At 47.8% G+C, this 1,717-nt stretch carries 1 rRNA gene (cut by a window edge); it reads left to right on the plus strand.

The features are described 5' to 3' along the window. The first annotated feature begins 101 nt into the window (after positions 1 to 101). A 23S ribosomal RNA gene (locus H5159_RS20950) occupies positions 102 to 1,717 on the plus strand; it runs 1,469 nt beyond the window's last position.

The raw sequence follows: 1,717 nt of genomic DNA on the forward strand, positions 1-1,717 counted from the left end.
ATTAACGTTTTACGTTGATTGATTGGTATCTACTTTAGTATTCAATATTAACTTCTGGCGAAGTTAAACTGTCACAAAACAAAGACCCGTTTGGGTTGTATGGTTAAGTGACTAAGCGTACACGGTGGATGCCTTGGCAGTTGGAGGCGATGAAGGACGTATTAACTTGCGATAAGCCTAGTCAAGCTAGTAAAAAGCGCTTGAGACTAGGATTTCCGAATGGGGAAACCCACCTGCTTGCAGGTATCGTTAACTGAATACATAGGTTAACGAGGCGAACGCGGAGAACTGAAACATCTAAGTACCCGTAGGAAAAGAAATCAACCGAGATTCCGAAAGTAGCGGCGAGCGAAATCGGAACAGCCCTTAAGCTTATTATGTGTTAATGGAAGGCTCTGGAAAGTGCCACGATACAGGGTGATAGTCCCGTACATGAAAAGACATTTTAAGTGAAATCGAGTAGGTCGGAGCACGTGAAACTTTGACTGAATATAGGTGGACCATCATCTAAGGCTAAATACTCCCAACTGACCGATAGTGAACCAGTACCGTGAGGGAAAGGCGAAAAGAACCCCTGTGAGGGGAGTGAAATAGAACCTGAAACCGTGTACGTACAAGCAGTAGGAGCCCACTTGTTGGGTGACTGCGTACCTTTTGTATAATGGGTCAGCGACTTATATTTTGTAGCGAGGTTAACCGAATAGGGTAGCCGTAGGGAAACCGAGTCTTAACTGGGCGAATAGTTGCAAGGTATAGACCCGAAACCCGGTGATCTAGCCATGGGCAGGTTGAAGGTTGAGTAACATCAACTGGAGGACCGAACCCACTAACGTTGAAAAGTTAGGGGATGACCTGTGGCTAGGAGTGAAAGGCTAATCAAACCGGGAGATAGCTGGTTCTCCCCGAAATCTATTTAGGTAGAGCCTCGGACGAATACTTACGGGGGTAGAGCACTGTTAAGGCTAGGGGGTCATCCCGACTTACCAACCCTTTGCAAACTCCGAATACCGTAAAGTAATATCCGGGAGACACACGGCGGGTGCTAACGTCCGTCGTGAAGAGGGAAACAACCCAGACCGCCAGCTAAGGTCCCAAAGTCATAGTTAAGTGGGAAACGATGTGGAAAGGCCCAGACAGCCAGGAGGTTGGCTTAGAAGCAGCCATCCTTTAAAGAAAGCGTAATAGCTCACTGGTCGAGTCGGTCTGCGCGGAAGATGTAACGGGGCTAAACTATGCACCGAAGCTGCGGATTCAGAATTTATTCTGAGTGGTAGGGGAGCGTTCTGTAAGCGGTTGAAGGTGTACCGGGAGGTATGCTGGACGTATCAGAAGTGCGAATGCTGACATGAGTAACGATAATGGGAGTGAAAAACTCCCACGCCGGAAGACCAAGGGTTCCTATCCCATGTTAATCAGGGTAGGGTAAGTCGACCCCTAAGGCGAGGCCGAAAGGCGTAGTCGATGGGAAACAGATTAATATTTCTGTACTCGATATAATTGCGATGGGGGGACGGAGCAGGCTAAACAAGCATGGCGTTGGTAGTCCATGTGAAAGTGAGTAGGTTGGCGACTTAGGTAAATCCGGGTTGCTATTAAGACTGAGACACGAGACGAGTCACTACGGTGATGAAGTTGTTGATGCCATACTTCCAGGAAAAGCCTCTAAGCTTCAGATTATATGGAATCGTACCCCAAACCGACACAGGTGGTCAGGTAG

Origin of the sequence: Pseudoalteromonas sp. SG43-1 (assembly GCF_014164415.1) — a bacterium.
Classification (GTDB): domain Bacteria; phylum Pseudomonadota; class Gammaproteobacteria; order Enterobacterales; family Alteromonadaceae; genus Pseudoalteromonas; species Pseudoalteromonas distincta.